Genomic DNA, 21521 nt, shown 5'->3' with positions numbered 1-21521 from the left:
GACTGCGCCCATGATGCCCAGCTCCTCGCTCCGCTGCGGGCCGGTCATGCCGTCCCTCCCTTCGGGTCGTCATCGGCGGCGGCGAGCTCGTCGACGGCCCCGATGAGCGTCACCTCACCGTTGGACTCGTCCAGCGTGGAGGCGTCGACCTCCTCGCCGCCGACGGTCTTGACCGCGCCGTCGTGGTGCGCGCCGAGGTAGGCGTCGATCACCCGCGGGTCGGCCATGACCTTGTCAGGGGTGCCCTCGGCGATGACGCCGCCCTGCCCCATGACGATGATCCAGTCGCTGATGTCGTGGACCATGTCCATGTCGTGCTCGACGAACAGCACGGTCATGCCGTCCTCGCGCAGCTGCTTGACGTGGCCGAGCAGCGACTGCGTCAGCGCCGGGTTGACCCCGGCCATCGGCTCGTCGAGCATGACCATCTCCGGCTGCACCATCAGGGCCCGGGCCATCTCCAGCAGCTTGCGCTGGCCGCCGGAGAGGCTGCCGGCGAAGTCGTCCTTCTTGGCGATGAGCTTGAACCGGGTCAGCAGGTCCTCGGCGCGGGCCGTGATCTCGGCCTCCTGCTGCTTCCAGGTGCCGGGCAGCAGGGCGCGCCAGAAGGTCTCGCCGCGCTGCCCGGTGGCGCCGAGCCGCATGTTGTCGATGACCTTGAGCTTGGACAGCGCCTTCGTGAGCTGGAAGGTGCGGACCATGCCGGCCCGCGCCACCTTGTGCGCCGCCACCCCGGACAGCGACCGGCCGTTGAACGTCCAGCTGCCCTCGTCGGGCGCGTCGAAGCCGGTGAGCAGGTTGAAGAAGGTCGTCTTGCCGGCGCCGTTGGGGCCGATCAGCGCCGTGATCGAGCCGCGCTGGATCTCCACGTGCTTGACGTCGACCGCGGTGAGGCCGCCGAAGCGGCGCACCACGTTGTCGGCGACGAGGATCGGGTCGGGCTTCGGCACGCCCGGCTCGCACGGCAGGCCCGCGAGGGCCTCCACGGCCCGCGCCCGGGCGGCCCGAGTGGCACCGCCGGGCTGCTTGTCAACGTCCATCGAGCATGACCTCCCTCTTGTCGCCGAAGATGCCCTGCGGCCGGTAGATCAGCAGCAGGATGAGGCCGAGACCGACCAGGATGTACCGGACGGAACCGGCCTGCGAGGTGGTCATGAACCACTCGGGGAAGACCTTGTTGTTGGACGCCTCGCTGAGCGCCGAGTCGATGAAGACCAGCAGCACCCAGAAGATCATGGAGCCGACGACCGGGCCGAAGACCCGGGCCGCGCCGCCGAGGATCACGATGGTGTACGCGAAGAAGGTGAACTCCGTGCCGTAGGTGTCCGGCTGGACGGCCGCCCGGTCGAGGGCGAACACGAAACCGCCGAGGCAGCCGATGACACCGCCGAGGACCAGCGACTGCATCTTGTACGAGAAGACGTTCTTGCCGAGGCTGCGCACGGCGTCCTCGTCCTCGCGGATGGCCTTGAGCACGCGGCCCCACGGGCTGCTCATGAGCAGCCAGACCACCAGGCAGCTGAGCAGGACCAGCGTCCAGCCGACGACCAGGATCCACAGCTCACGGTCGGTGAACGTGATGAGCCCGAGGTCGATGCCCTTGCTGCCGGCGAACGGGTTGAGCGCGTAGAAGTCCTGCGAGAAGCTCTGCAGGCCGTCCGAGGCACCCGTCCACTTGCGCAGGTCGGTGGCGCGGTAGAAGAGCCGGATGATCTCGGCCGCGGCGATGGTGACGATCGCCAGGTAGTCGGCGCGCAGGCGCAGCGTCGGGATACCGAGCAGCAGCGCCAGGATCACCGCCGCGGCCAGGCCGATGGTGACGCCGAGCCACAGCGGCAGTCCGAAGGTGGCCACCGTGATCGCGATGCCGTAGGCACCGACGCCGAGGAACGCGGACTGCCCGAAGTTGAGCAGGCCAGTGTAGCCGAAGTGGACGTTGAGCCCGATGGCCGCGAGGGCGTAGGCAATAGCCGTGGAACCGATGATCGCTTCCAACGACACGCTGAAGATGCTTTCCCAGTTCATGATCGTCCCCTCAGCCGATCCGGGCCCGGCGGCCGAGGATGCCCTGCGGCCGGAAGAGCAGGATCACGATCAGCACCGCGAGGGCGCCCACAGACTTCAACTCGGTCGGGATCCACAACGTGGAGATCTGGATGAACAGGCCGATGACGAGGCTGCCGAGCAGCGCGCCCCAGGCCGTGCCGAAGCCGCCGAGGGTCACCGCGGCGAAGATGAGCAGCAGGATCTGGAAGCCCATCTGGAACCCGACGCCCTGGAAGGCGCCGAGGATCACGCCGCTGAGCGCGGCGAGGCCGCCGCCGATCGTCCACACGAGGCGGATGATGCGGTCGACGTTGATGCCGGACGCGGCGGCCAGGGCCGGGTTGTCGGCGACCGCCCGGGTGGCCTTGCCCAGCCGGGTCCCGACCAGCGCGAAGGACACCGCGGCCAGGACGACGAGGGCGACGGCGTCGGCGATCAGGTTCTTGGGCGCGATGAGGAAGGGTCCGTACTGCACGCCGGCCTGGGCGTTGTAGTCGGCGAAGTTGCGCGACTCACCGCCGAAGAAGTACAGGAAGACGTAGCGCACCAGCAGCGACAGGCCGATCGAGATGATCATCATGGTCACCAGGTTGGTGCGGCGCTTGCGCAGCCAGCCCCAGAACGCGCGGTCCTGGAAGTAGCCCAGGGCGGCGCCGATGACCACCGAGATGATGCCGGACAGCACCAGCGGCATCCCGATCGTCACGTTGAACAGGAACGTGACCAGGCCGCCGAGGGTGACCATCTCGCCGTGGGCGAAGTTGGTGAGCCCGGTCGTACCGAAGATCAGCGAGATGCCGAGCGCCGCGAGCGCGATGATCAGCGAGAAGTGCAGGCCCGAGTACAGCAGGTCGGCGAAGCGGTCGAACGTCGAGGGACCGGAGTCCTTCGTGCCCGGCTGGTTGCCGCCGCCGATCGACGTGCCGGCCGGCCCGAGCGGGAACAGCACGTTGCGCGCCTGCCCGTCGGCCACGGTCGGGGTGAGGCTGGGCCGGTTGTTGGTGAGGCCGACCCCCGAGGGCAACGATGTCAGATCGAGGTCCACCCGGTAGGTGCCCGGACCGGTCACCGGAATACTCCACTTGCCCTGCTCGTCGGAAGTGTCCTCACCGGCGGGCGCGCCGTCCTGGGTGAACGCTTTGATCTTGACACCGGCGACCGGAGCGCCGTTGTTCGTCAACGTCCCCTGCAGCGCTTCCCCTTCGGCCCATGCGCTTGTGGCGCCGAGGCCGAAGGAGAGCATCACGCAGGCCAGGAAGGCCGTGAGCATGATCACGGCTCTACGCAATGGTGCTCCTCGAATAACAGAAGGCGGCAATCCGTCCCGACCCTCGGGACTGGCGGATCATAGCCCGCGCCACAAGCCAATTGCGCGCTGTTACCAAGCCGTTATTCGACCTTGGGCTGGACATGCCCAGACGTGCCGTGGTCAGGTAAAAGGTCAGGACTCAGGGGTTACAGTGCTGTTACCGCCGGCCGTTTCCGCGATGATCCGATCGGCCACTTCGCGCATGGTCATTCGGTGGTCCATCGCGGTGCGCTGAATCCATTTGAACGCCTGTGGCTCGTTCATCGCGTAGGTCGCCATCAGCTGCCCCTTGGCCCGCTCGACGACCTTGCGGGTCTCCAGGCGGTCGGTCAGCGTGGCGACCTCCTCCTCGAGCACCGCCAGCTCCGCGAACCGCGACACCGCGATCTCCACGGCCGGCACCAGGTCGCTCTTCTGGAAGGGCTTCACCAGATACGCCATGGCGCCCGCGGCACGGGCCCGCTCGACCAGGTCACGCTGGCTGAACGCGGTCAGGATGACGACCGGCGCAAGGCGGGCCCCGGCGATCTTCTCCGCGGCGGCCAGCCCGTCCATGATCGGCATCTTGATGTCCATGATGACCAGGTCGGGCTTGAGCTCCTCAGCGAGACGGACGGCGGTCTCGCCGTCGCCGGCCTCGCCGACCACGTCGTAGCCCTCCTCGACGAGCATCTCCCGCAGGTCGAGGCGGATGAGCGCCTCGTCTTCCGCGATGAGCACCCGACGGCTCTGTGCCTCGGCCACGCCAACTCCCGATCCGACTCAACAAACCTGACTGACACGACTGACGGCGGTTACCGCCGCGATCAGACTAGTGGGTACCCTGGTGCGGCGTACCCGTCCCGGTATCCCAATCGGCAGAGGAACGGAGCTCAAACCTCCGACAGTGTGGGTTCGAATCCCACCCGGGGCACGCACGGTCCACCCGTCAGGGCAGCACCACGGGGTCCGTCCCGGCGGTCAGCAGGTCCAGTCCGGCGCCGCTGACGACCTGCGCCGGCTGCCGGTCCCGGCCCAGGATCGCGGCCAGCCGGGCGACAGGCAGCCGGTCGGGGGCCTTCGCCGCCGCAAAAACCACGTTGCCGAAGCGCCGCCCCCGCAGGAGTTCCGGGCGCACCAGCAGGCACACGTCCTCGAAGGCGGTGCGCAGGGTGGCCGCCTGCCCCCGGGAGAAGGCCAGCGGTGCGACGTCCGCGACGTTGACCGCGTAGACCCCGTCGGCCCGCAGGATCCTGGCCACCTCCGCGGCGAACGTGACGTCCGACACGCTCTGCGGCATCTCCGCGGCGTCGTACACGTCGCCGATGACGAGATCGTAGGACGAAGCCGGAATGTCGGACACGACCTGCCGGGCGTCGCCGAACTCGAGCGTGACTCCGCTGTCGTCGGGCAGCGGCAGCACCCGCCGCACGAAGTCCGCCAGCCGGCGGTCCCGCTCGACCACCAGCTGGGTGGAGCCGGGCCGGGTGGCGGCGACGTAGCGCGGCATCGTGAAGGCGCCGCCGCCGAGGTGCAGCACGTGCAGGGGCGCCCCGGTCCGCGCCATGGTGTCCACGACCGCGCCGAGGCGGCGGGTGTACTCGAAGCTCAGGTACGTCGGGTCGGTGACGTCGACGTAGGACTGCTGGACCTCCTCGAACAGCAGGGTCCAGCCGCCCTTGCGGCGGGGGTCGCGCACCAGCCTGGCGTTGCCGAACTCGGTGCGCTCGCCGATCCCGTCGATGATCTCCCGCCACGAGCCCATTCAGGCCGCCGGCCGCATCAGGCGGGCGCCTCGTCCACCAGCTCCACCGGCGGCCCGCCGGTGTAGCGGGCGGCGAACAGCGGCCTGGCCTTGTCGACCTCCTGGGTGCCGACGACCACGACCCCGCGCACGAAGTCCGAGGACACGCTGTTGACGTGCACGCCCTGCTCGCTCCAGTACACGTTGTCCTCGCCGACCTGCTGGTAGCGCTTCGCCAGCTCGGCGGCGGAGAAGCGCGCGTCGTGCACCAGCACGCACGTCGTGGCGAACGTCGCGGTGATCCACGCGTCGAGCTCGGCCGACGGTTTGCGGTACACCTCGACCCCCTCCTCGCCGACGCGGGCACCGGCGAACGCGGCGGCGAAGTCGGCCTCGCCCTTCGACCCGATCTGCGCGGCGACGTCCACGAGGTCGCCGGACGGCGACCCGCCGCAGCCCGCCGTGCGCACGGCGACGCCCGAGGCGCCCGAGGCGCCCGGCGAGACCGGGGAGGACGGACCGGCCTCGGAGCAGGCCGCCAGCGCGAGCAGCAGCGTCACCATCAGTACACGTCGCATCGCCGCCCAAGGTACCGGAGTGACCCCACCCGCCGCCAAACCGGCGATTACCCTCAGTTCCCGGACGTCCGGGTCGAAACAATGGGCATGGACGGCACCACCATCATCCGCAGCGTCGGCGACGTCATCGGTGCCCGGGCCGTCACCACCGTGTTCCAGCCGATCGTGCGCCTGGACTCCTGGCGCCGGCACCGCCCCGAGGTCGTCGGCTACGAGGCGCTCAGCCGCGGCCCGGCCGGCACCCCGTGGGAGTCGCCGCTGGAGCTGTTCGGGGCCGCCGCCGCGGCCGGGCGCCTCGCCGAGCTCGACTGGGTGTGCCGGGCCGCCGCCTACCGCGCCGCGATCGACGCCGGGTTCCCGCTGGGCCTGACCCTGTTCGTGAACGCCGAGCCCGCCGCGCTCGGCGTGCCGTGCCCGCTGGACCTCGCCCCGACGATCCTCGACGCGCAGCTGCGCCTGCGGGTCGTGGTCGAGATGACCGAGCGGGCCATCGCCGCCGACCCGGCGGCCCTGATCGCCGCCGCCGAGGCCTGCCGCGGCTCCGGCTGGGGCGTCGCCCTCGACGACGTCGGCGCCGAGCCCGCGTCGCTGTCGGTCATGCCGTTCGTGCACCCCGACGTGGTCAAGGTCGACCGGCACCTGACGCAGCGGCCCGACGGCGCGTACGCCGCCCGGGTGGTCAACGCGATCGTCGCCTACGCCGAACGCAGCGGCGCCGCGGTCCTCGCCGAGGGGATCGAGACCCGCGAGCACGTCGCCGCCGCCCTCGGCATGGGCGCCACCCTCGGCCAGGGCTGGCTGCCCGGGCGGCCGGGGCCGCTGCCGCCGGACGTCGCCGGGCGCAGCGCGACCCTGCCGGTGCCGTTCGTCGCCCCGCCCGCCGGCACCGGCACGCGCACGCCGTACGAGATCGTGTCCGCCCGCCGCCCGACGGCCGAGGCGACGAAACGGATGCTCATGCCGCTGAGCCGGTACCTGGAGGAGAAGGCCCTCGACGCCGTCGAGCCGCCGATCCTGCTCGGCTGCTTCCAGGAGGCACGGTTCCTGACCCCGGCGACCGCCCGCCGGTACGCGACCGCCGCACGGACCGCGGCCCTGGTCGGCGCGCTCGGCACGCAGCTGCCCAGCGAGCCGGTGCCGGGCGTGCGGGGCGCCGCGATCGCCGGCGACGACCCGCTGCGCGGCGAGTGGAACGTGGTCGTCGTCGGCCCGCACTTCGCCGGCGCCCTCGTCGCCCGCGACCTCGCCGACGACGGCCCGGACCCCGACCGGCGCTTCACCTACGCCCTCACGTACGAGCGTGACCTGGTCCTGGAGGCGGCCCGTGCGCTGCTGCACTGGATCGTGCCAACATAGTCGGCTATGAAGCGGTTCGCGCTCGTCGCGGTGCTCGCCCTGCTCACCGGCTGCTCCGGCGCCGCCGGTGACGACGCCGAGCAGGTCCCGCCGGTCAAGCTGCGGGTCGAGCTGACCCAGGGGCGGGTCGACGAGGTCCGGCACACGGTGCAGATCTCCATGCACAACGACGGGCCCGAGAAGGTCACCGTCGAGCGGGTCGAGCTGCAGGCGCCGTCGTTCAAGGGCGTCGGGCCGGTCACCGTGGACGCCCCGCTGCCCGTCGGCGGCCTGCGGGTCGACGTGCCGGTCTCCTACGGCACCGGCATCTGCCCCGGCGACGAGCTCAAGCCGCGCAGCGCCGCCTCGCACGTCGCGTTCGGCGTGCGTACCGCCGACGGCAAGCTGCACGACGTGCGGCTGCCGCTGCCCGACCCTGACCCGATGCTCGACAAGCTCCTGGCCGTCGACTGCCAGCAGGCGTACCTGGACCGGCAGGTGACCCTCACGTTCGGCCCGTGGACGCACCTGCCCAGCGGCTGGCTCAACGGCACCGTGGTCCTGCGGCGGGTCGGCTACCCGGGCACGGTGACGCTGCAGGAGTTCGTCGGCAGCATCCTGCTGGAGGTGCTGCCGCTGCCGGCCCGGGAGCAGACGCCGAAGCCCTACGCCACGCTCCAGCCGGGGCAGCAGGAGGTCAGCGTCCCGGTCGTGGTCGACGGGGAGCGCTGCACCCCGCACGCGCTCGCCGAGATCAAGAAGCCGTACGTGTTCCCGGCCTGGCTCAGCCTCGACGGCGGCCCGCCGCTGTACACGGAGCTGAAGATCACCGATGCGGAGCGTGAGGCGTTCAAGCCGGTCATCGACGCCTGCGCGGCCGGCCACACGCAGATGTGACCGGGCGAGTTTTAAGCCAGACTTAGGCCAGTTGCGATGGGGTACGGCGGGTGCCATGCTCCAGAGCCATGTCCGAGGTCGGCGAGCGCGCCCGCGCCGCATTACCCGCGGTCGCGCTGCTGACCCTCGCCACCGCGGCCGTCCTCGGCCTGGCCACCCTCACCGGGATCGCGCCCGCGCCGCCGGTGTGGCAGGTGGTGCTGACCCTGGTGGCGGGGCTGCTGCTCGGCGTCGCCGCCACCGGCCAGGTCCGCGCCGCGCTCACCGACTGGCAGGGCGCCGCGGCCGCCGAGGCCGGCTCGCACCGCCGCACCCGCCGGGCCGCGGCCGTCCCCGCCACCGTCGACGGGCCGGCGACGCAGAGGGCCGCCGCGGTGGCCGTACATGACGAGCCGCCGCCACCGCAGAAGCCCCGCCCACCGCGGCCGGCGCGCCCCTCGTGGCCCCGGATCGGGATCATCGCGCTGGTCGTCGCCGCGCTCGTCGCCCTGCTCTGGGTGCCGCGGGTGCCGGTGCACGGCGTCGCGGCCGCGGTGTTCACGTTCGTGTTCGGCTACGCCGCCTACGCCCTGCCGGTCCTGCCGCTGCTGCTGCTCTGGCCGCTGCCGCGGCTGCCGCGCGCCACCTGGCCGTGGCAGCTGCCCCTGGTGCCGTTCGTGGACCGGCGGCTGTGGACCGGCGCCGAGCTGCGCGACCTGGCCGTCGCGACGCTGCACTACCTGCGCGAGCGGGTGCTGACCCGCACCACCGGCATCGCCCTTGCCACGCTCGGGCTGCTGCACCTGGTGCGGGGCAACCCGAGCCTGCTGGACGGCGGCACCTCGCGCGCCGGCGGGCTGGTCGGCTGGCTGCTCGCCGAGCCGCTGCGGCTGCTGCTGGCCACCGGCGGCGCGATCGGGCTCCTCGGCGGGGTCCTCGTCGGCGCCGGCGCGGTCATCGCCGCGTCGGTCGGCCGGGCCTGGGGCACCGTCACCGGCTACGCCGTGCTCGCCGTCGCGGTCGCCGTGCCGCTGCTCGGCGCCGGCGCCGGGCACTGGCTGGGCTTCGAGTACTACCTGCGCACCGAGCAGGGCCGGGTCGTGGTCGTGGCGGGGCTGTCCCCGTCGCACCGGCAGGCGGTGCACGACACCGCCGTCGCCGCCGACGGGCTGTCGCCGTCGCTGCTCGCGCTGCTGGACAAGGGGCTGCAGGTCACCGGCAACGACGACGGCGACCGGATCGCCCGCGCCCTGGCCGACCCGTCGAAGGCCGCCGCCGACACCTACGTCGGCGACCAGTTCGAGCTCAAGGCCGGCGAGTGCTTCGACTGGATCGGCGGGTCGTCGCAGCTGCGGTACGTGACGCCGTGCAACGCCGCGCACATCGGCGAGGTCACCTACGTGGGGCACCTGCCCTTCCTGGAGGACCCGGGGCGCGACGCCGTCGACGCGGCCGCGAAGGCGGTCTGCGAGCAGTCCTACGGCGCGTACCTCGGCGTGCCGTTCGGCCAGTCGTTCCTGCCCCTGGACAAGCCGATGCTGCCGCCGGGCTGGACGCCGCGGCCGGTCATCGCGTGCTCGGTCGGCGCGGTCGGCCCGTGGACGCTCAAGGGCAGCCGGACGGTCGCGGCGCTGCAGCAGAAGGTGCCGTGGGGCGCCGCGGGCGGCTGCAAGGTCGAGGTGCCCGACGCGCTGCGGGTCACCGCGGAGCAGCCCAACACCCGCTGCGTCGCGCCGGGCCCGCAGCAGCGGCTCAGCGTGCCGGGCGGCGGTTTCGCGATGGACCTGGAGTTCGCCGCGATCGGCAAGACCGCCGGCGGCGCCAGGATCGGCGCGGCCTGCCTGGACGGCGCGGACCTCGGCAACGGCTACACGTTCGAGGTCACCGCCGACGGCGTCATCGAGATCGGCAAGCTGGTCGGCGGGCAGCCGGCGAAGCTCGCCGCGTCGGCGAAGCCGAAGAACGCCGGCCCGCCCACGACCGCGTCGACCCCGCTGCAGGTGACCTGCAAGCCGACCGCCGACGGCGGGATCGAGCTGACCGCGTTCTCCACCGGCAACCGCAAGGCGACCGCGGTCGACCGGACCAACCCGGTGACCCGCCTGTCGCCGCGGCTCATGCTGGCCAACGCGGGCGCCGGCGGCGTCGTCATGACCACCATGATCTTCAACGCGACCCGCGTCTGACCGGTTCCACCGAAGAAAGCGAACATTCGCTCTATAATCGTTGGCGTGCCCCGCGTCTCCGAAGCCCACCTCGCCGCCCGCCGGGAGCAGATCATCGAGGCGGCGACCCGCTGCTTCCTGCGCAACGGCTTCCACCAGACCTCCATGCAGGATGTCATCAAGGAGGCCGGGCTGTCGGTCGGGGCGTTCTACCGCTACTTCGACAGCAAGGCCGCCCTGATCACCGCGATCGCCAGCGAGAAGATCAGCGTGGTGCGCGAGACCGCGGACAGCCTGCTGCGCCGGGAGCCGGCGCCGCCGCTGCTCACGGTGCTCGACGACCTGCTGCGCCAGATCGACGTCAACCTGACCGACGAGGGCACGATCCGCATCGCCGTGCAGGTGTGGGGCGAGGCGGTGCACGACCCGGAGCTGGCCGCCTTCGTGGCCGACGTCTACTCGCGCATCCGGCTCAGCGCCACCGACCTGGCCCGCCGCGCCCAGCAGACCGGGGAGCTGCCGGCCGGCGTGGACGCCACCGCGATCGGCTCGGCGATCTTCGGCCTCATCCAGGGGTACATCCTGCAGCGGGTCCTCATCGGCCGGGTCGACCGGGAGACCTACCTGACCGGCGTCGGCGCGCTGCTGGGGGCCGGCGCGGCGCACCGCCCCCCGGCGGGCGCGGTCGGGAGCGGTTGAGTCGGGAACGGTTGATCAGCGCCTCGTCGACGCCGGCAGGGTGATCGCGGGCGAACGAACGCCGGTGTCCCCGCCGTCCACGTCGTAGGTGCCCGCGCCGCTGCCGGCCGCGGCTGCGGTGACCGGGGCGTGGAGCCGCCGACGGCGCTGCCGGGCGGGGTGGTGGGGCCGGTCACCAGGCTCCACACGGCGTGGGCGATCGCGTCGCCGCTGCGGTCCAGGGCGGCGCCGTCGACCGTCACCTACGGCAACCTGGTCGTCGCGACGTCCGCCCAGACGCTGTCGGCGGCGGAGTCGCGGTACCGGGACACGCCGATCCTGGACTCCATCGACGAGGTCCGGACCGACACGGTCGCCGCCGGGCTCGGCACGGCCCGGCCGGTCCTGTCGATCGCCGCTCGAGGCCGTCGTGCTCACCGGCGCCGACTTCTTCACCTCGAACCGCCGTCTCGTGCGGCAGGACGTGCCGGTCTTCCCGTAACGCCCTAGGCTGGGCGGATGCAGGAACGGATCTTAGGACGGACCGGTGCCCCGGTCGGCGTGGTAGGGCTCGGCGCATGGCAGCTCGGCGCCGACTGGGGCGAGGTCGACGAGGAACAGGCCCTCGCCACCCTCACCGCCGCGCACGAGGCGGGCGTGACGTTCATCGACACCGCCGACGTGTACGGCGACGGCCGCAGCGAACGCCTCGTCGGGCAGTTCCTGCGTGGCCTGCCCGACGGGCACGGCGTCACGGTCGCCACGAAGATGGGGCGGCGGGTGCCGCAGGAGGCGAGCCGCTACACCCTCGACAACTTCCGCGCGTGGAACGACCGGTCCCGGGAGAACCTCGGCGTCGACACCCTCGACCTGGTGCAGCTGCACTGCCCGCCGTCGGAGGTGTACGCCACCGACGAGGTGTTCGACGCGCTGGACCTGATGGTCGCCGAGGGCCGGATGAAGGCGTACGGCGTCAGCGTGGAGACCGCCGCGGAGGCGCTGACCGCCATCGCCCGGCCCGGCGTCGCGACCGTGCAGATCATCTTCAACATGCTGCGGCTCAAGCCCCTCGACGACGTGCTGCCCGCCGCGGAGAAGATGGGCGTCGGGATCATCGCGCGGGTGCCGCTGGCCAGCGGCCTGTTGTCCGGCCGGTACGACGAGCACACCACGTTCGGCGCCGACGACCACCGCACCTACAACCGGCACGGCGAGGCGTTCGACCAGGGCGAGACGTTCTCCGGCGTCGACTACGGCACCGGCCTGGCCGCGGTGCGCCGGCTCGCGCCGCTGCGCCCCGAGGGGCTCACGATGACCCAGTTCGCGCTGCGCTGGATCATCGACCACCCGGCGGTGTCCGTGGTCATCCCCGGCGCCCGCAACGCCGAGCAGGCCCGCGGCAACGCCGCCGCCGGGTCGGCCGAGCCGCTGGACGCCGCCACCCACGACGCGGTCCGCGCGGTGTACGACGACCTGGTCCGCGCCTCGGTGCACAGCCGATGGTGAGCACCGGTGACACGATCGGCGTGGAGGAGGAGTTCCACGTCGTCAACGCCGACACCGGCGAGCTGGAGCCGGCCGCGCGGCGGATCCTGCGCGGCGCCGACGCCGAGCCCGAGCTGCACCGCTCGATGGTCGAGACGGCCACCGGCGTGCACGGCGACCTCACCGCGCTGCGCGCCGACCTGATCGAGAAGCGCCGGTCCCTGGTGGAGGCCGCCGGGCGGCTCGGCCTGGCGATCGTCGCGGCCGGCACGGTCCCCGGCTCCGGCAGCGGCCCCAGCCGGGTGTACCCGGACGAGCGCTACGAACGCATGGCGCAGGAGTACCGGCAGCTCGTCGACGAGCAGCAGGTCGCCGCCTGCCAGGTGCAGGTCGGGGTGCCGGACCGGGACCTGGCGGTGCGCATCACCCGGCGGATCCGCGAGTGGCTGCCGGCGCTGCTCGCGCTCAGCGTCAGCTCGCCGTACTTCGCCGGGCAGGACACCGGGTACGCCTCCTACCGCACCGTGGTCACGTCGCGCTGGCCGACCGTCGGCCCGCCGCCGGACCTCGGCTCCGCCGCGGAGTACCAGCGGGTCGTCGACACGCTCGTGGACAGCGGCGTGATCAGCGACGCCGGGATGGTGTACTTCGACGCGCGGCCGTCGGCGCGCTACCCGACCGTCGAGGTGCGCGTCGCCGACTCCTGCCCGCGGGTCGACGACGCGGTGCTGCTCGCCGCGCTGGCCCGGGGGCTGGTCACGGTCGCCGCCGAGGAGGACGCCGCTGGGCGGCCCCTGCCGGAGGCGCCGCAGGTGCTGCTGCGGGCCGCCACGTGGCGGGCCGCCAGGTCGGGGCTCAGCGGCCACCTCGTCGACCCGGCGACCCGCTCGGCGCTGCCGGCCGGGGCCCGCGTCGACGCGCTGATGACGCACGTCCGGCCGGCCCTGGAGGCGCGCGGCGAGTGGGACACCGCCGTGGACCTGCTCGAGGACCTGCGGGCCAGGGGGACGTCGGCGACCCGGCAGCGGGCGATCGGGCGGGCGCGGGAGGTCGTACAGTCACTGGCGAAGGAGACCGCTGAGGGGACGGGGATCTCGTGACGCTGCGCGGGCTGCTGGTCGACTACGGCGGGGTGCTGACCACCGACGTGTTCGCCTCGTTCGACGCGTTCTGCGCGCGCGAGGGGCTGCCGGCTGGCACGGTCCGGGACCTCTTCCGCACCGACCCGGCGGCCCGCGCACTGCTCGGCGGCCTGGAGGACGGCTCGCTGCCCGACGCCGAGTTCGAGGCCGGGTTCGCGGCACTGCTCGGGGTGGCGCCGGAGGGCCTCATCGAGCGCCTGCTCGGCGCCACCACCGCCGACGTGGCGATGCTCGACTTCGTGCGGGCGGCCCGCGGGCGCGGCATCCGCACCGGGCTGATCTCCAACTCGTGGGGGTCGCAGCGGTATGACCGGATCCTGCTCGACGAGCTGTTCGACGGGATCGTGATCTCCGGCGAGGTCGGGGTGCGCAAGCCCGACCCGGCGATCTACGTGCTCGGCGCCGCCGCGATCGGCCTGCCCCCGCAGGAGTGCGTCTACGTCGACGACCTGCCCGGCAACCTGAAACCGGCGCGCGAGCTGGGGATGACCACGGTGCGGCACCGCACCCCGGACGAGACCCTGCAGATCCTCGAGGCGTGCCTGGCGGGCGCCGCCGCATGACGGGCGGCGGCGTGCGGCGGCGGACGCTCGTGGCGGGTGGTGCCGGGCTGGCGGTGCTCGCCGCGTGCGACGCCGACCGCGGCGAGGCCAGCGGCACGCTGCGGATCGCGACCGGCAGCCGGGCCGCGGTCTACTACGCGTACGGCTCGGCGATCGCCCGGCTCGCCGGGCAGTACCTGCCGGACGTCCAGGCGAGCGTGCTGGAGACCGCCGCCTCCGACGACAACGTGCACCGGGTGCTGGTCGGCACCGCGGAGCTGGCGTTCACCCAGGCCGACATCGCCGGCTCCGCCGCCACGACCGCCCCCAACCAGCTCGCCGCCCTGGCCCGCATCTACGACGACTACGTGCACCTCGTGGTGCGCCGGGGCGGCCCGATCGCCTCGGTCGCCGATCTGCAGGGTCGGCGGGTGTCGGTCGGCGCGCAGGGCTCCGGCACCGGCATCACCGCCAACCGCATCCTCGACACCCTCGGCGCCGACTTCAAGTCCCGCGTCACCCGGCGCGAGCTCAACGTGGAGGACTCGGCGGCGGCCCTGGAGCGCGGCGAGATCGACGGGTTCTTCTTCTCCGGCGGCCTGCCGGTCGGCGCCATCGAGCAGCTCGCCAAGCGGTTCCCGATCGCCCTGGTCGCGCTGGACAAGCACATCCCCCAGCTGCGGGTGCACGGCGACTACTACGCGGAGCGGCTCGTGCCGGCCTCCACGTACCGGGGCATCAGCCCGACCGTCACGATCGGCATCGCCAACTACCTGGTGGTGCGGGTGTCGATGCCGGAGCCACTCGCGCACGACGTGACCCGGCTGCTGTTCGAGCGCCGCGACGAGCTGGCGAAGGCGCACCAGGCCGCGGGCCGGCTCAACATCCGCTCCGCGATCAGCACCCCGCCGCTGCCGCTGCACCGCGGCGCCGCCCGTTACTACCGCTCGCAGAAGGCCTGACCGGCCCGCGCGCGGGCACCGGTCAGGGGCTCGGCAGCCACACCCTGGCGTGCAGGCCGGTCGGCTCGTTGGGCAGCAGGTCCAGCCGGCCGGCGGACGCCTCGACCAGGACGGCGACGATGGGCAGGCCGAGGCCGCTGCCATCGACGTTCTGCGCGTCGGGCGCCCGCCAGAACCGCTCGGTGGCCAGCTCCCGCTGCTGCTCGGTGAGGCCGGGGCCGGTGTCCAGCACGTGCACGGCCACCCCGCCGTCGTCGGCGGCGGGCCGGACCGTCACGGTGCCGCCGGCGCCGGAGAACTTCACCGCGTTGTCGATGAGCGCGTCCAGGGCCTGGTCGAGCGCGGTGGTGACGGCGCGGGCGCGCAGCGGGCGGGGCGGGCGCACGTAGCGCAGCGTGATGTCCCGCTTCGCGGCGACCGGCTGCCACGCCACGACCCGCGCCCAGGCGACCTCCCCGGCGTCGACGTCGGCGAGGTCGTAGCTGCCGCGCTCGGCGCGGGCCAGGGTCAGCAGGCTGTCCAGGACGTCGCCGAGGCGCTCGGCCTCCTCCAGCGCGAGGCGGTGCCCCTCGACGGCCTGCGGGTCGGTGAGGTCGACGCCGATGTCCTCCACCCGCAGCCGCAGCGCGGTCAGCGGGTTGCGCAGCTGGTGGCTGGCGTGCGACACGAACGCCCGCTGCCGCTCCAGGGAGTCCGCGACGGTGGCCGCCATGTCGTTGAACGCGGCGCCGAGGCGGCGCAGCTCCGGCGGGCCGTCGGCGGCGGGGACCCGGGCCGCGTAGTCGCCGGCGCCGAGCTCGTGGGCGGCCGCGTCGAGCTCGGCGACCGGGCGCAGCGTCCAGCGGGCCAGGGACCAGGCCGCGGCGATGCCGGCGAAGAGCACGACGAGCCCGCCGCCGGCCAGGACGCTCCACGCGGTGCGGACGCTGGCGACGCGCCGGCCGGTCGGCGAGATCGTGACGACGGCGCCGATGACCTCGCCGCCCCGGCCGACGGGGACGGCGACGACGAACGGGTCGAGCCGCCACGGCCAGATGGTGCCGTCGTCGCTGGCCTCGCGGCCCTCCAGGGCGCGCAGCGCCTGCCGCCGCACGGCGCTGTCGGCGGCGCCGACGGTGAGCCCGTCGCGGGAGCTGACGAGGGGGTTGGCGTCCTGGTCGACGACGATCGCGGCGATGCCGTACACCTCGTCGTAGCGCTGCAGCTCGGCGTGCAGCTGGCCGGTCTCGCCGGCCCGCAGCGCCGGCTCGGCGAGCGTCGCGAAGCGGGTGACGTCGGCGAGCCGGTCGGCGACCAGCCGCTGGGTGTCGCGCCCGGCGATGCTCAGCGCGAGCGGCACCTCCAGCGCGGCGAGCACCAGCAACAGCAGCAGCAGGTACGTGGTGACGAGGCGGACCCGCACGGCTCAGCGCCCCGGCACGAGGCGGTACCCGACGCCGCGGACGGTCTGTACGAGCCCGGGCACGTCGAGCTTCGCCCGCAGCGAGCCGACGTGCACGTCGAGGGTGTGCCGGCCGACGAAGCTGGTCTGCCAGACCGCGAGGATCAGCCGGTCGTAGGAGACGACGACCCCGGGCGTGCGCACGAGCACGGTGAGGATCTCGAACTCCTTGCGGGTGAGCGCGACGTCGCGGCCGGCGACGGCGACCTGCCGGGCGGCGACGTCGACGCGGACCGGGCCGGCGGTGAGCACCTCGACGGCGCTCTGCGGGGCCCGCGACGCGCGGCGCAGGACCGCCTCGATGCGGGCGTTGAGCTCGGCCATCGAGTAGGGCTTCACGACGTAGTCGTCGGCGCCGGTCTGCAGGCCGATGACCCGGTCGCGCTCCTCGCCGCGGGCGGTGACGGCGATGATCGCCACCGACTCGTCCTTGCGGCGCAGCGTGCGGCACACCTCGATGCCGTCGCCGTCGGGCAGGTTGAGGTCGAGCAGGACCAGGTCGAACGGCTCACCGGCGAACGTGTCGAGGGCGCTCTGCGCGGTCGGGCAGTGCGCCACGTCGTGCCCGCGCCGGCGCAGGGCGGTGGCCAGTGCGGCCGCCACCCGTGCGTCGTCTTCGACCAACATCACTCGCATCGTGCGCCCATGGTAGAGGAGCGCGTGCTCAGACGAGGGCTCGCAGGGCCTTGCGGTTGAGCTTGCCGACGGACGTCAGCGGGATCTGCTCGAGCACGCGGATCTCCCTGGGCCGCTTCGTCGGGGCGAGGTGCTCGCGGGCGTAGGCGTCCAGTTCCTCGGCGGTGGCCGGCGCGGTGAGCGAGACGAACGCGACCACCTCCTCGCCGAGGCGCTCGTCGGGCCGCCCGACCACGGCCGCCATGGCGACCGCCGGGTGGGCGGTGAGCACGTCCTCGACGTCGCGGGGGTACACGTTGAACCCGCCGCGGATGATGAGGTCCTTCTTGCGGTCGACGATGCTGAGGTACCCGTCGGCGTCCAGCGTGCCGATGTCGCCGGTGGCGAACCACCCGTCGGTGAGCCCGGCGCCGGGTTCGGTGCCCCAGTAGCCGCGCATGACGTTCGGGCCGCGCACGAGGATCTCGCCGTCGTCGGCGAGGCGGACCTCGACGCCCTCGACGGGCCGGCCGACGGTGCCGCGCCGGGGCGCCCCGGGCGGGCTGGCGCTGACGATGCCGCCGGTCTCGGTGCAGCCGTACCCCTCCAGGACCCGCGCGGACGGCACCAGCCGCTCGAACGCCTCGGCCGCGGCGGGCGGCAGCGGCGCGGCGCCGGAGTGCACGAACCGCAGCGCGCTCAGGTCGTGCTCGGCGAGCGGCTGGGCGAGCAGCATGACCAGCATCGACGGGACCACGGCCGCGGTCTGCGCCCGCTCCCGCTCGGCCAGGCGCAGCCAGCCGGCCGGCTCGAACCACCGTTGCAGCACCGCGACCGGTGGCTCGGCGGCCTGCATCGCGCCGACGGTGACGAGCAGGCCGTAGGAGTGCGACAGCGGCAGGGCGGTGATGCCGACGGTGAGCCCCGGCACGTGCGCCGCCTCGCGGGACGCCCGCCCGGCGTGGGCGAGGTTGGTGTGGGTCAGCGCGACGCCCTTGCTGCGTCCGGTGGTGCCGCCGGTGTACAGCAGGGCCGCCAGCTCCCCGGCGCCGCGGTCGGCGATCGGCAGCGGGGCGGCGTCCAGCAGCGCGTCGAACGACGGGGTGCCCACGACGGCCGCCGGCAGGCCGAGCTCGCCGAGCAGGGCGCCGAACTTCGGCATCAGCTCGGCGGAGGTGACCACGGCGACGGCGCCGGAGTCGTGCAGGACGTGGCGCAGCTCGTCGGCGGTGACCAGGAAGACGACCGGGGTGACGACCGCGCCGGCCCGCCACACCGCCTGGTACACCTGCGTGACCTCCGGGCAGTTGGCCATGACGACGGCGACCCGGTCGCCGGGGCGCACGCCGAGCCCGTGCAGGCCGCCGGCGATGCGGGTGGCGCGGTCGTGCGCGTCGCCGGCGGTGTGCCAGGTGCCTTCGAAGCACAGGGAGGGGTAGTCGCCGTGGCGGTCGAGCGACGCCTCCGCGAGCCGGGCGAGATTGGACATCGACGTCCTCCTGTCCCACAGTTTCTACACTGACTATGCCGATAGTCCGGGAGTGTCAACCCTTACCCGTGAGGAGCCGCACGATGACGGACCGCCCGATCACCGCCGGTGAGCGTTACGCCGATGTCGGCGACTGGAACAGCAGCCGGGGCGACGGGCCGAACCTGTGGCGGACCCTGGGGTTCCGGCGCACCGGCTGGCAGCCCGGCGGGTCGACCGTGGAGTGGGACGCGACCGTCGAGTACGGCTTCACCACCCCCGGCGGGCCGGTGATCCAGGGCGGGCTGGTCACCGCGATCCTCGACTCCGCGATGGGCGGCGCCTGTTTCACCACGCTCGACCGCGGCGAGCTGTTCCTGACCGCGGATCTGCGGGTCGAGTTCTTCCGGCCGACCCGGCCGGGGACGCTGCGCGCCGTCGGCACCGTCCTGCGCCGCACCCGCAAGGTCGTGTTCTGCGCCGCGGAGCTGTACGACACCGCGGGCACCACCCTCGCGGCCAGCCGCTGCACGCAGGTCCTGATGCCCGCCGCATGATCCACGCGAACGGTCCGGCCGCGTATTTTCCGGGCGTTTCGCAGCGTCAAGGTTTGCTCAAGGAACGACGCCCGCGATTCCGCAGGCCCGGTGCCACCCGCCACGGTGAACAGGTGAACATCGTGTCAACCGGCGAGCGCTACAGGGCCTCGACCGTCGCCGCGTTCGAGGCGGCCGTGCTGGTGCGATGTACAGGGGTGTGCGGTGCAGGAGGGCGGGCCCGGGCGCTGGGGGGCAACCGGGTCCGTACCGCCTTCGCGCACGCACCAGCGGGGGTGCTCGCCGAGTTCAACCGGTCCGTCGCCGCGGACCGGCTGGTCGAGCTGTTGGGGGCAGCCGGCCACTCGGCGAGCGTGCACCGCTACACCGCGGGCACCCGGCACCGGTACGAGATCTTCCGGGTGATCACCGCCCCGTCGACCGCCGCCTTCCTCGACCGCGCCTGGCAGCAGGGCTACGCCGACCTGTGCGGCGCCCCCGAGCTGCCGCGCTCGGCCCGCCAGATCCGCCACGCCCGGCTGCTGGCCGAGTCGGCGTGGCGGGGCGTGCTGCTGGTGTCGGGCCCGTCCCGCTCCGGCTCCCCCGGCCTGCGCGTCGCCGACCTGGAGACGGCCACGGTGCTGATCCGGGCCGGCCGGATGCTGAGCATGCCGGTGCGGATGAGCACCCGCCCCGGCGGCCAGATCCTGCTCGTCATGCCCCAGGAGGCGGCCGCCTGAGGCGGTCGCGTCCCGTCACGGCCCGCGCCGCTCAGCCCGGCAGCTGCTCGAACCTGCGCTCCAGGCCGTCCACCAGCGCCTCCAGGCCCAATTCGAACGCGCTGTCGTCGACGTGCGTGTGCTGGCCGGCGAGGCGGTGCGCGTCGCGCAGGTGCGGGTAGTCCCGCGCGTACAGGTCGGGGTCGTCGACGAAGCCCAGCGCGAACGAGCCCAGGGCCGACCCCGCGACGAAGAACCGCATGGTCGCGCCGATGCGGGTGGCGTACCCCGGCGGCCAGCCGGCGGTGACCAGCGCGCCGTAGACCGCGTCGGCCAGGCGCAGCGACGCCGGGCGCCGGGCCGGGCCGCGGGCCAGGAACGGCACCACGTTCGGGTGCGCGCGGAACGCCGCCCGGTACGCCCGGGCCCACGCCTTCAGCGCCTCCGGCCACGGGTCGCGGCCCAGCATGGACAGGTCGACGCCCGCCACGATGCTGTCGCCGATCGCGTCGACGATCTGCTCCTTGGTGGCGAAGTGGTTGTACAGCGAGGGCGCCTGGACGCCCAGCTCACGGGCCAGCCGGCGGGTCGACAGCGCGTCGAGCCCGTCGGCGTCGACGATCGCGGTGGCCACCTCGACGATGCGGTCGCGGCTGAGGAGTGGCGTTCTGGGGCGGACCATGGCTACGATCTTAGAAACTAACGGCGTTAGTTAAGGGACCGTGCCGCTTAAGGACTGCCCATGGACTTCACGCTCAACGACGAACAGCGCGCGATCCGCGAGGTGACCGCCGAGTTCGTCAGCCGCGAGATCACCCCGCACGCCGCCGCCTGGGACCGGGCCGAGCACGTCGACCTCGGCATCGTCAAGAAGCTCGCCGGCCTGGGCATCCTCGGCATCACCATCCCCGAGGAGCACGGCGGCAGCGGCGGCGACCACACCACCTACTGCCTGGTCCTGGAAGAGCTCGGCAAGGGCGACTCGTCGGTGCGCGGCATCGTGTCGGTGTCCCTCGGGCTCGTGTCGAAGAGCATCAACGGCTACGGCACCCCCGCGCAGAAGGCCGCCTGGCTGCCGCGGCTGTGCGCCGGCGACGCCCTCGGCTGCTTCGCCCTGACCGAGCCCGACACCGGCTCCGACGCCGGCGCCCTGGCGACCCGCGCCACCCGCGTCGACGGCGGCTGGCGCCTCGACGGGGCCAAGATGTTCATCACCAACGGCACCTGGGCGCAGGTCGCGCTGGTCTTCGCCCGCACCGGGGGCCCCGGCCCGAAGGGCGTCTCGGCGTTCCTCGTCCCCACCGGCACGCCCGGCCTGCGCGTCGAGGAGATCCACGGCAAGCTCGGGCTGCGCGGCCAGGCGACCGCGGCGCTCACGTTCGACGGCGTCACCGTGGGCGACGACGCGCTGCTCGGCGCCGAGGGCGAGGGGTTCAGGATCGCGATGTCGGCCCTGGCGAAGGGGCGCATGTCCCTGGCCGCCGGCTGCGTCGGGATCATCCAGGGCTGCCTGGAGGCGGCGGTGGACTACGCGAAGCAGCGCGAGCAGTTCGGCCGGCCGATCGCCTCGTTCCAGCTCGTGCAGCAGCTCATCGCCGACATCTCCGTCGAGGCCGACGCGGCCCGGCTGCTCACCTGGCGGGTCGCCGACCTCATCGACCGGGGGCTGCCGTTCGCCACCGAGTCCTCCACCGCGAAGCTCTACGCCTCCGAGGCCGCGGTCCGCTCGGCGAACGCGGCGCTGCAGGTCTTCGGCGGCTACGGCTACATCGACGAGTACCCGGTGGGCAAGTACCTGCGCGACGCGCGGGTCACTACCGTGTACGAGGGGACGAGCCAGATCCAGAAGCTCATCATCGGTCGCGCCCTCACCGGCGTGAACGCGTTCGTCTGAGAGGGCC

General features: G+C 73.3%; 22 protein-coding genes and 1 tRNA gene. 13 read left to right on the top strand and 10 right to left on the bottom strand.

The window, feature by feature from the left end; all coding sequences use genetic code 11:
- Nucleotides 1-44: 44 nt before the first annotated feature.
- From OP18_RS01445 to OP18_RS01430, 4 genes are all read right to left on the bottom strand, one after another.
- Nucleotides 45-1040 carry an ABC transporter ATP-binding protein gene (locus tag OP18_RS01445; protein WP_081970152.1) on the bottom strand — a complete coding sequence of 332 codons (996 nt, stop codon included), beginning with the start codon at nucleotides 1038-1040 and terminating at the stop codon, nucleotides 45-47.
- A complete protein-coding gene (locus tag OP18_RS01440; protein ID WP_033356761.1) occupies nucleotides 1030-2025 on the bottom strand; it encodes a branched-chain amino acid ABC transporter permease in 996 nt (331 codons plus the stop codon). The genes OP18_RS01445 and OP18_RS01440 overlap by 11 nt, the downstream gene beginning before the upstream one ends.
- A 10-nt stretch (nucleotides 2026-2035) precedes the next feature.
- On the bottom strand, nucleotides 2036-3316 hold the full coding sequence (locus tag OP18_RS01435; protein WP_033356999.1) for a branched-chain amino acid ABC transporter permease: 1281 nt from the start codon (nucleotides 3314-3316) through the stop codon (nucleotides 2036-2038).
- 171 nt (nucleotides 3317-3487) lie between these two features.
- Complete coding sequence (locus OP18_RS01430) at nucleotides 3488-4099, bottom strand: ANTAR domain-containing response regulator (RefSeq protein ID WP_033356760.1); 612 nt, start codon at nucleotides 4097-4099, stop codon at nucleotides 3488-3490.
- Nucleotides 4100-4194: 95 nt separating this feature from the next.
- On the opposite strand from OP18_RS01430, the gene OP18_RS01425 reads away from it, so the two are divergent.
- Nucleotides 4195-4268: transfer RNA gene (locus OP18_RS01425), tRNA-Leu, on the top strand.
- A 15-nt stretch (nucleotides 4269-4283) separates the two neighbouring features.
- Here OP18_RS01425 and OP18_RS01420 read toward each other — a convergent pair.
- Nucleotides 4284-5099, bottom strand: a complete 816-nt coding sequence (locus OP18_RS01420; RefSeq protein ID WP_156089226.1) for a spermidine synthase — start codon at nucleotides 5097-5099, stop codon at nucleotides 4284-4286.
- A gap of 17 nt (nucleotides 5100-5116) precedes the next feature.
- A complete protein-coding gene (locus OP18_RS01415; RefSeq protein WP_156089225.1) occupies nucleotides 5117-5656 on the bottom strand; it encodes a hypothetical protein in 540 nt (179 codons plus the stop codon).
- An 87-nt stretch (nucleotides 5657-5743) separates the two neighbouring features.
- Between OP18_RS01415 and OP18_RS01410 the strand changes: the two genes are divergently transcribed.
- From OP18_RS01410 to OP18_RS01375, 9 genes are all read left to right on the top strand, one after another.
- Entirely contained in the window at nucleotides 5744-7012 is a 1269-nt protein-coding gene (locus OP18_RS01410; protein ID WP_052386098.1) for a sensor domain-containing phosphodiesterase, read from the top strand.
- A gap of 6 nt (nucleotides 7013-7018) precedes the next feature.
- Nucleotides 7019-7888 carry a hypothetical protein gene (locus OP18_RS01405; RefSeq protein ID WP_033356758.1) on the top strand — a complete coding sequence of 290 codons (870 nt, stop codon included), beginning with the start codon at nucleotides 7019-7021 and terminating at the stop codon, nucleotides 7886-7888.
- A 68-nt stretch (nucleotides 7889-7956) separates the two neighbouring features.
- Complete coding sequence (locus OP18_RS01400) at nucleotides 7957-10053, top strand: hypothetical protein (RefSeq protein ID WP_033356757.1); 2097 nt, start codon at nucleotides 7957-7959, stop codon at nucleotides 10051-10053.
- A 45-nt stretch (nucleotides 10054-10098) separates the two neighbouring features.
- Entirely contained in the window at nucleotides 10099-10731 is a 633-nt protein-coding gene (locus tag OP18_RS01395; RefSeq protein ID WP_052386056.1) for a TetR/AcrR family transcriptional regulator, read from the top strand.
- A gap of 129 nt (nucleotides 10732-10860) precedes the next feature.
- Complete coding sequence (locus OP18_RS59430) at nucleotides 10861-11220, top strand: hypothetical protein (RefSeq protein ID WP_081970146.1); 360 nt, start codon at nucleotides 10861-10863, stop codon at nucleotides 11218-11220.
- Nucleotides 11221-11229: 9 nt separating this feature from the next.
- Nucleotides 11230-12216 (top strand): aldo/keto reductase, encoded by a 987-nt coding sequence (locus OP18_RS01390; protein WP_033356756.1) that lies wholly within the window; start codon nucleotides 11230-11232, stop codon nucleotides 12214-12216.
- The gene (locus OP18_RS01385; RefSeq protein WP_033356755.1) at nucleotides 12210-13295 is read left to right on the top strand and encodes a carboxylate-amine ligase; all 1086 of its coding nucleotides are present in this window, start codon (nucleotides 12210-12212) and stop codon (nucleotides 13293-13295) included. Before OP18_RS01390 ends, OP18_RS01385 begins: the two co-directional genes overlap by 7 nt.
- Nucleotides 13292-13900, top strand: coding sequence for an HAD family hydrolase (locus OP18_RS01380; protein ID WP_033356754.1), 609 nt, complete (start codon nucleotides 13292-13294; stop codon nucleotides 13898-13900). Before OP18_RS01385 ends, OP18_RS01380 begins: the two co-directional genes overlap by 4 nt.
- Nucleotides 13897-14841 (top strand): TAXI family TRAP transporter solute-binding subunit, encoded by a 945-nt coding sequence (locus OP18_RS01375; RefSeq protein WP_033356995.1) that lies wholly within the window; start codon nucleotides 13897-13899, stop codon nucleotides 14839-14841. Before OP18_RS01380 ends, OP18_RS01375 begins: the two co-directional genes overlap by 4 nt.
- Nucleotides 14842-14863: 22 nt before the next feature.
- On the opposite strand, the gene OP18_RS01370 is transcribed toward OP18_RS01375, so the two are convergent.
- From OP18_RS01370 to OP18_RS01360, 3 genes are read right to left on the bottom strand one after another with little or no spacing between them, the layout of a single operon-like run.
- Complete coding sequence (locus tag OP18_RS01370; RefSeq protein ID WP_033356753.1) at nucleotides 14864-16243, bottom strand: sensor histidine kinase; 1380 nt, start codon at nucleotides 16241-16243, stop codon at nucleotides 14864-14866.
- Between the two features lie 3 nt (nucleotides 16244-16246).
- Nucleotides 16247-16918 carry a response regulator transcription factor gene (locus OP18_RS01365; protein WP_033356752.1) on the bottom strand — a complete coding sequence of 224 codons (672 nt, stop codon included), beginning with the start codon at nucleotides 16916-16918 and terminating at the stop codon, nucleotides 16247-16249.
- A gap of 28 nt (nucleotides 16919-16946) precedes the next feature.
- A complete protein-coding gene (locus OP18_RS01360) occupies nucleotides 16947-18386 on the bottom strand; it encodes a class I adenylate-forming enzyme family protein (protein WP_033356751.1) in 1440 nt (479 codons plus the stop codon).
- Nucleotides 18387-18469: 83 nt separating this feature from the next.
- Here OP18_RS01360 and OP18_RS51925 point away from each other — a divergent pair, with 83 nt between their 5' ends.
- Nucleotides 18470-18922, top strand: coding sequence for a PaaI family thioesterase (locus OP18_RS51925; protein WP_052386055.1), 453 nt, complete (start codon nucleotides 18470-18472; stop codon nucleotides 18920-18922).
- A 113-nt stretch (nucleotides 18923-19035) separates the two neighbouring features.
- On the top strand, nucleotides 19036-19641 hold the full coding sequence (locus OP18_RS01350; protein WP_156089224.1) for a hypothetical protein: 606 nt from the start codon (nucleotides 19036-19038) through the stop codon (nucleotides 19639-19641).
- Nucleotides 19642-19672: 31 nt separating this feature from the next.
- Here the strand turns inward: OP18_RS01350 and OP18_RS01345 are convergent, their stop codons facing one another.
- Entirely contained in the window at nucleotides 19673-20302 is a 630-nt protein-coding gene (locus OP18_RS01345) for a TetR/AcrR family transcriptional regulator (protein WP_033356749.1), read from the bottom strand.
- A gap of 60 nt (nucleotides 20303-20362) precedes the next feature.
- Between OP18_RS01345 and OP18_RS01340 the strand changes: the two genes are divergently transcribed.
- The gene (locus OP18_RS01340; RefSeq protein ID WP_033356748.1) at nucleotides 20363-21514 is read left to right on the top strand and encodes an acyl-CoA dehydrogenase family protein; all 1152 of its coding nucleotides are present in this window, start codon (nucleotides 20363-20365) and stop codon (nucleotides 21512-21514) included.
- Nucleotides 21515-21521 lie beyond the last annotated feature (7 nt).

Source organism: Dactylosporangium aurantiacum (assembly GCF_000716715.1).
GTDB lineage: Bacteria > Actinomycetota > Actinomycetes > Mycobacteriales > Micromonosporaceae > Dactylosporangium > Dactylosporangium aurantiacum.
Note: the sequence above shows the minus strand (reverse complement) of the source record. Positions and strands in the feature narration are given on the sequence as shown.

Excerpts from the sequence above, each read along its gene's own strand:
- OP18_RS01445 (WP_081970152.1), bottom strand. The coding sequence starts at position 1,040 with ATGGACGTTGACAAGCAGCCCGGCGGTGCCACTCGGGCCGCCCGGGCG.
- OP18_RS01440 (WP_033356761.1), bottom strand. The coding sequence starts at position 2,025 with ATGAACTGGGAAAGCATCTTCAGCGTGTCGTTGGAAGCGATCATCGGT.
- OP18_RS01435 (WP_033356999.1), bottom strand. The coding sequence starts at position 3,316 with ATGCTCACGGCCTTCCTGGCCTGCGTGATGCTCTCCTTCGGCCTCGGC.
- OP18_RS01420 (WP_156089226.1), bottom strand. The coding sequence starts at position 5,099 with ATGGGCTCGTGGCGGGAGATCATCGACGGGATCGGCGAGCGCACCGAG.
- OP18_RS01415 (WP_156089225.1), bottom strand. The coding sequence starts at position 5,656 with ATGCGACGTGTACTGATGGTGACGCTGCTGCTCGCGCTGGCGGCCTGC.
- OP18_RS01410 (WP_052386098.1), top strand. The coding sequence starts at position 5,744 with ATGGACGGCACCACCATCATCCGCAGCGTCGGCGACGTCATCGGTGCC.
- OP18_RS01405 (WP_033356758.1), top strand. The coding sequence starts at position 7,019 with ATGAAGCGGTTCGCGCTCGTCGCGGTGCTCGCCCTGCTCACCGGCTGC.
- OP18_RS01400 (WP_033356757.1), top strand. The coding sequence starts at position 7,957 with ATGTCCGAGGTCGGCGAGCGCGCCCGCGCCGCATTACCCGCGGTCGCG.
- OP18_RS01390 (WP_033356756.1), top strand. The coding sequence starts at position 11,230 with ATGCAGGAACGGATCTTAGGACGGACCGGTGCCCCGGTCGGCGTGGTA.
- OP18_RS01385 (WP_033356755.1), top strand. The coding sequence starts at position 12,210 with ATGGTGAGCACCGGTGACACGATCGGCGTGGAGGAGGAGTTCCACGTC.
- OP18_RS01375 (WP_033356995.1), top strand. The coding sequence starts at position 13,897 with ATGACGGGCGGCGGCGTGCGGCGGCGGACGCTCGTGGCGGGTGGTGCC.
- OP18_RS01365 (WP_033356752.1), bottom strand. The coding sequence starts at position 16,918 with ATGCGAGTGATGTTGGTCGAAGACGACGCACGGGTGGCGGCCGCACTG.
- OP18_RS01360 (WP_033356751.1), bottom strand. The coding sequence starts at position 18,386 with ATGTCCAATCTCGCCCGGCTCGCGGAGGCGTCGCTCGACCGCCACGGC.
- OP18_RS51925 (WP_052386055.1), top strand. The coding sequence starts at position 18,470 with ATGACGGACCGCCCGATCACCGCCGGTGAGCGTTACGCCGATGTCGGC.
- OP18_RS01345 (WP_033356749.1), bottom strand. The coding sequence starts at position 20,302 with ATGGTCCGCCCCAGAACGCCACTCCTCAGCCGCGACCGCATCGTCGAG.
- OP18_RS01340 (WP_033356748.1), top strand. The coding sequence starts at position 20,363 with ATGGACTTCACGCTCAACGACGAACAGCGCGCGATCCGCGAGGTGACC.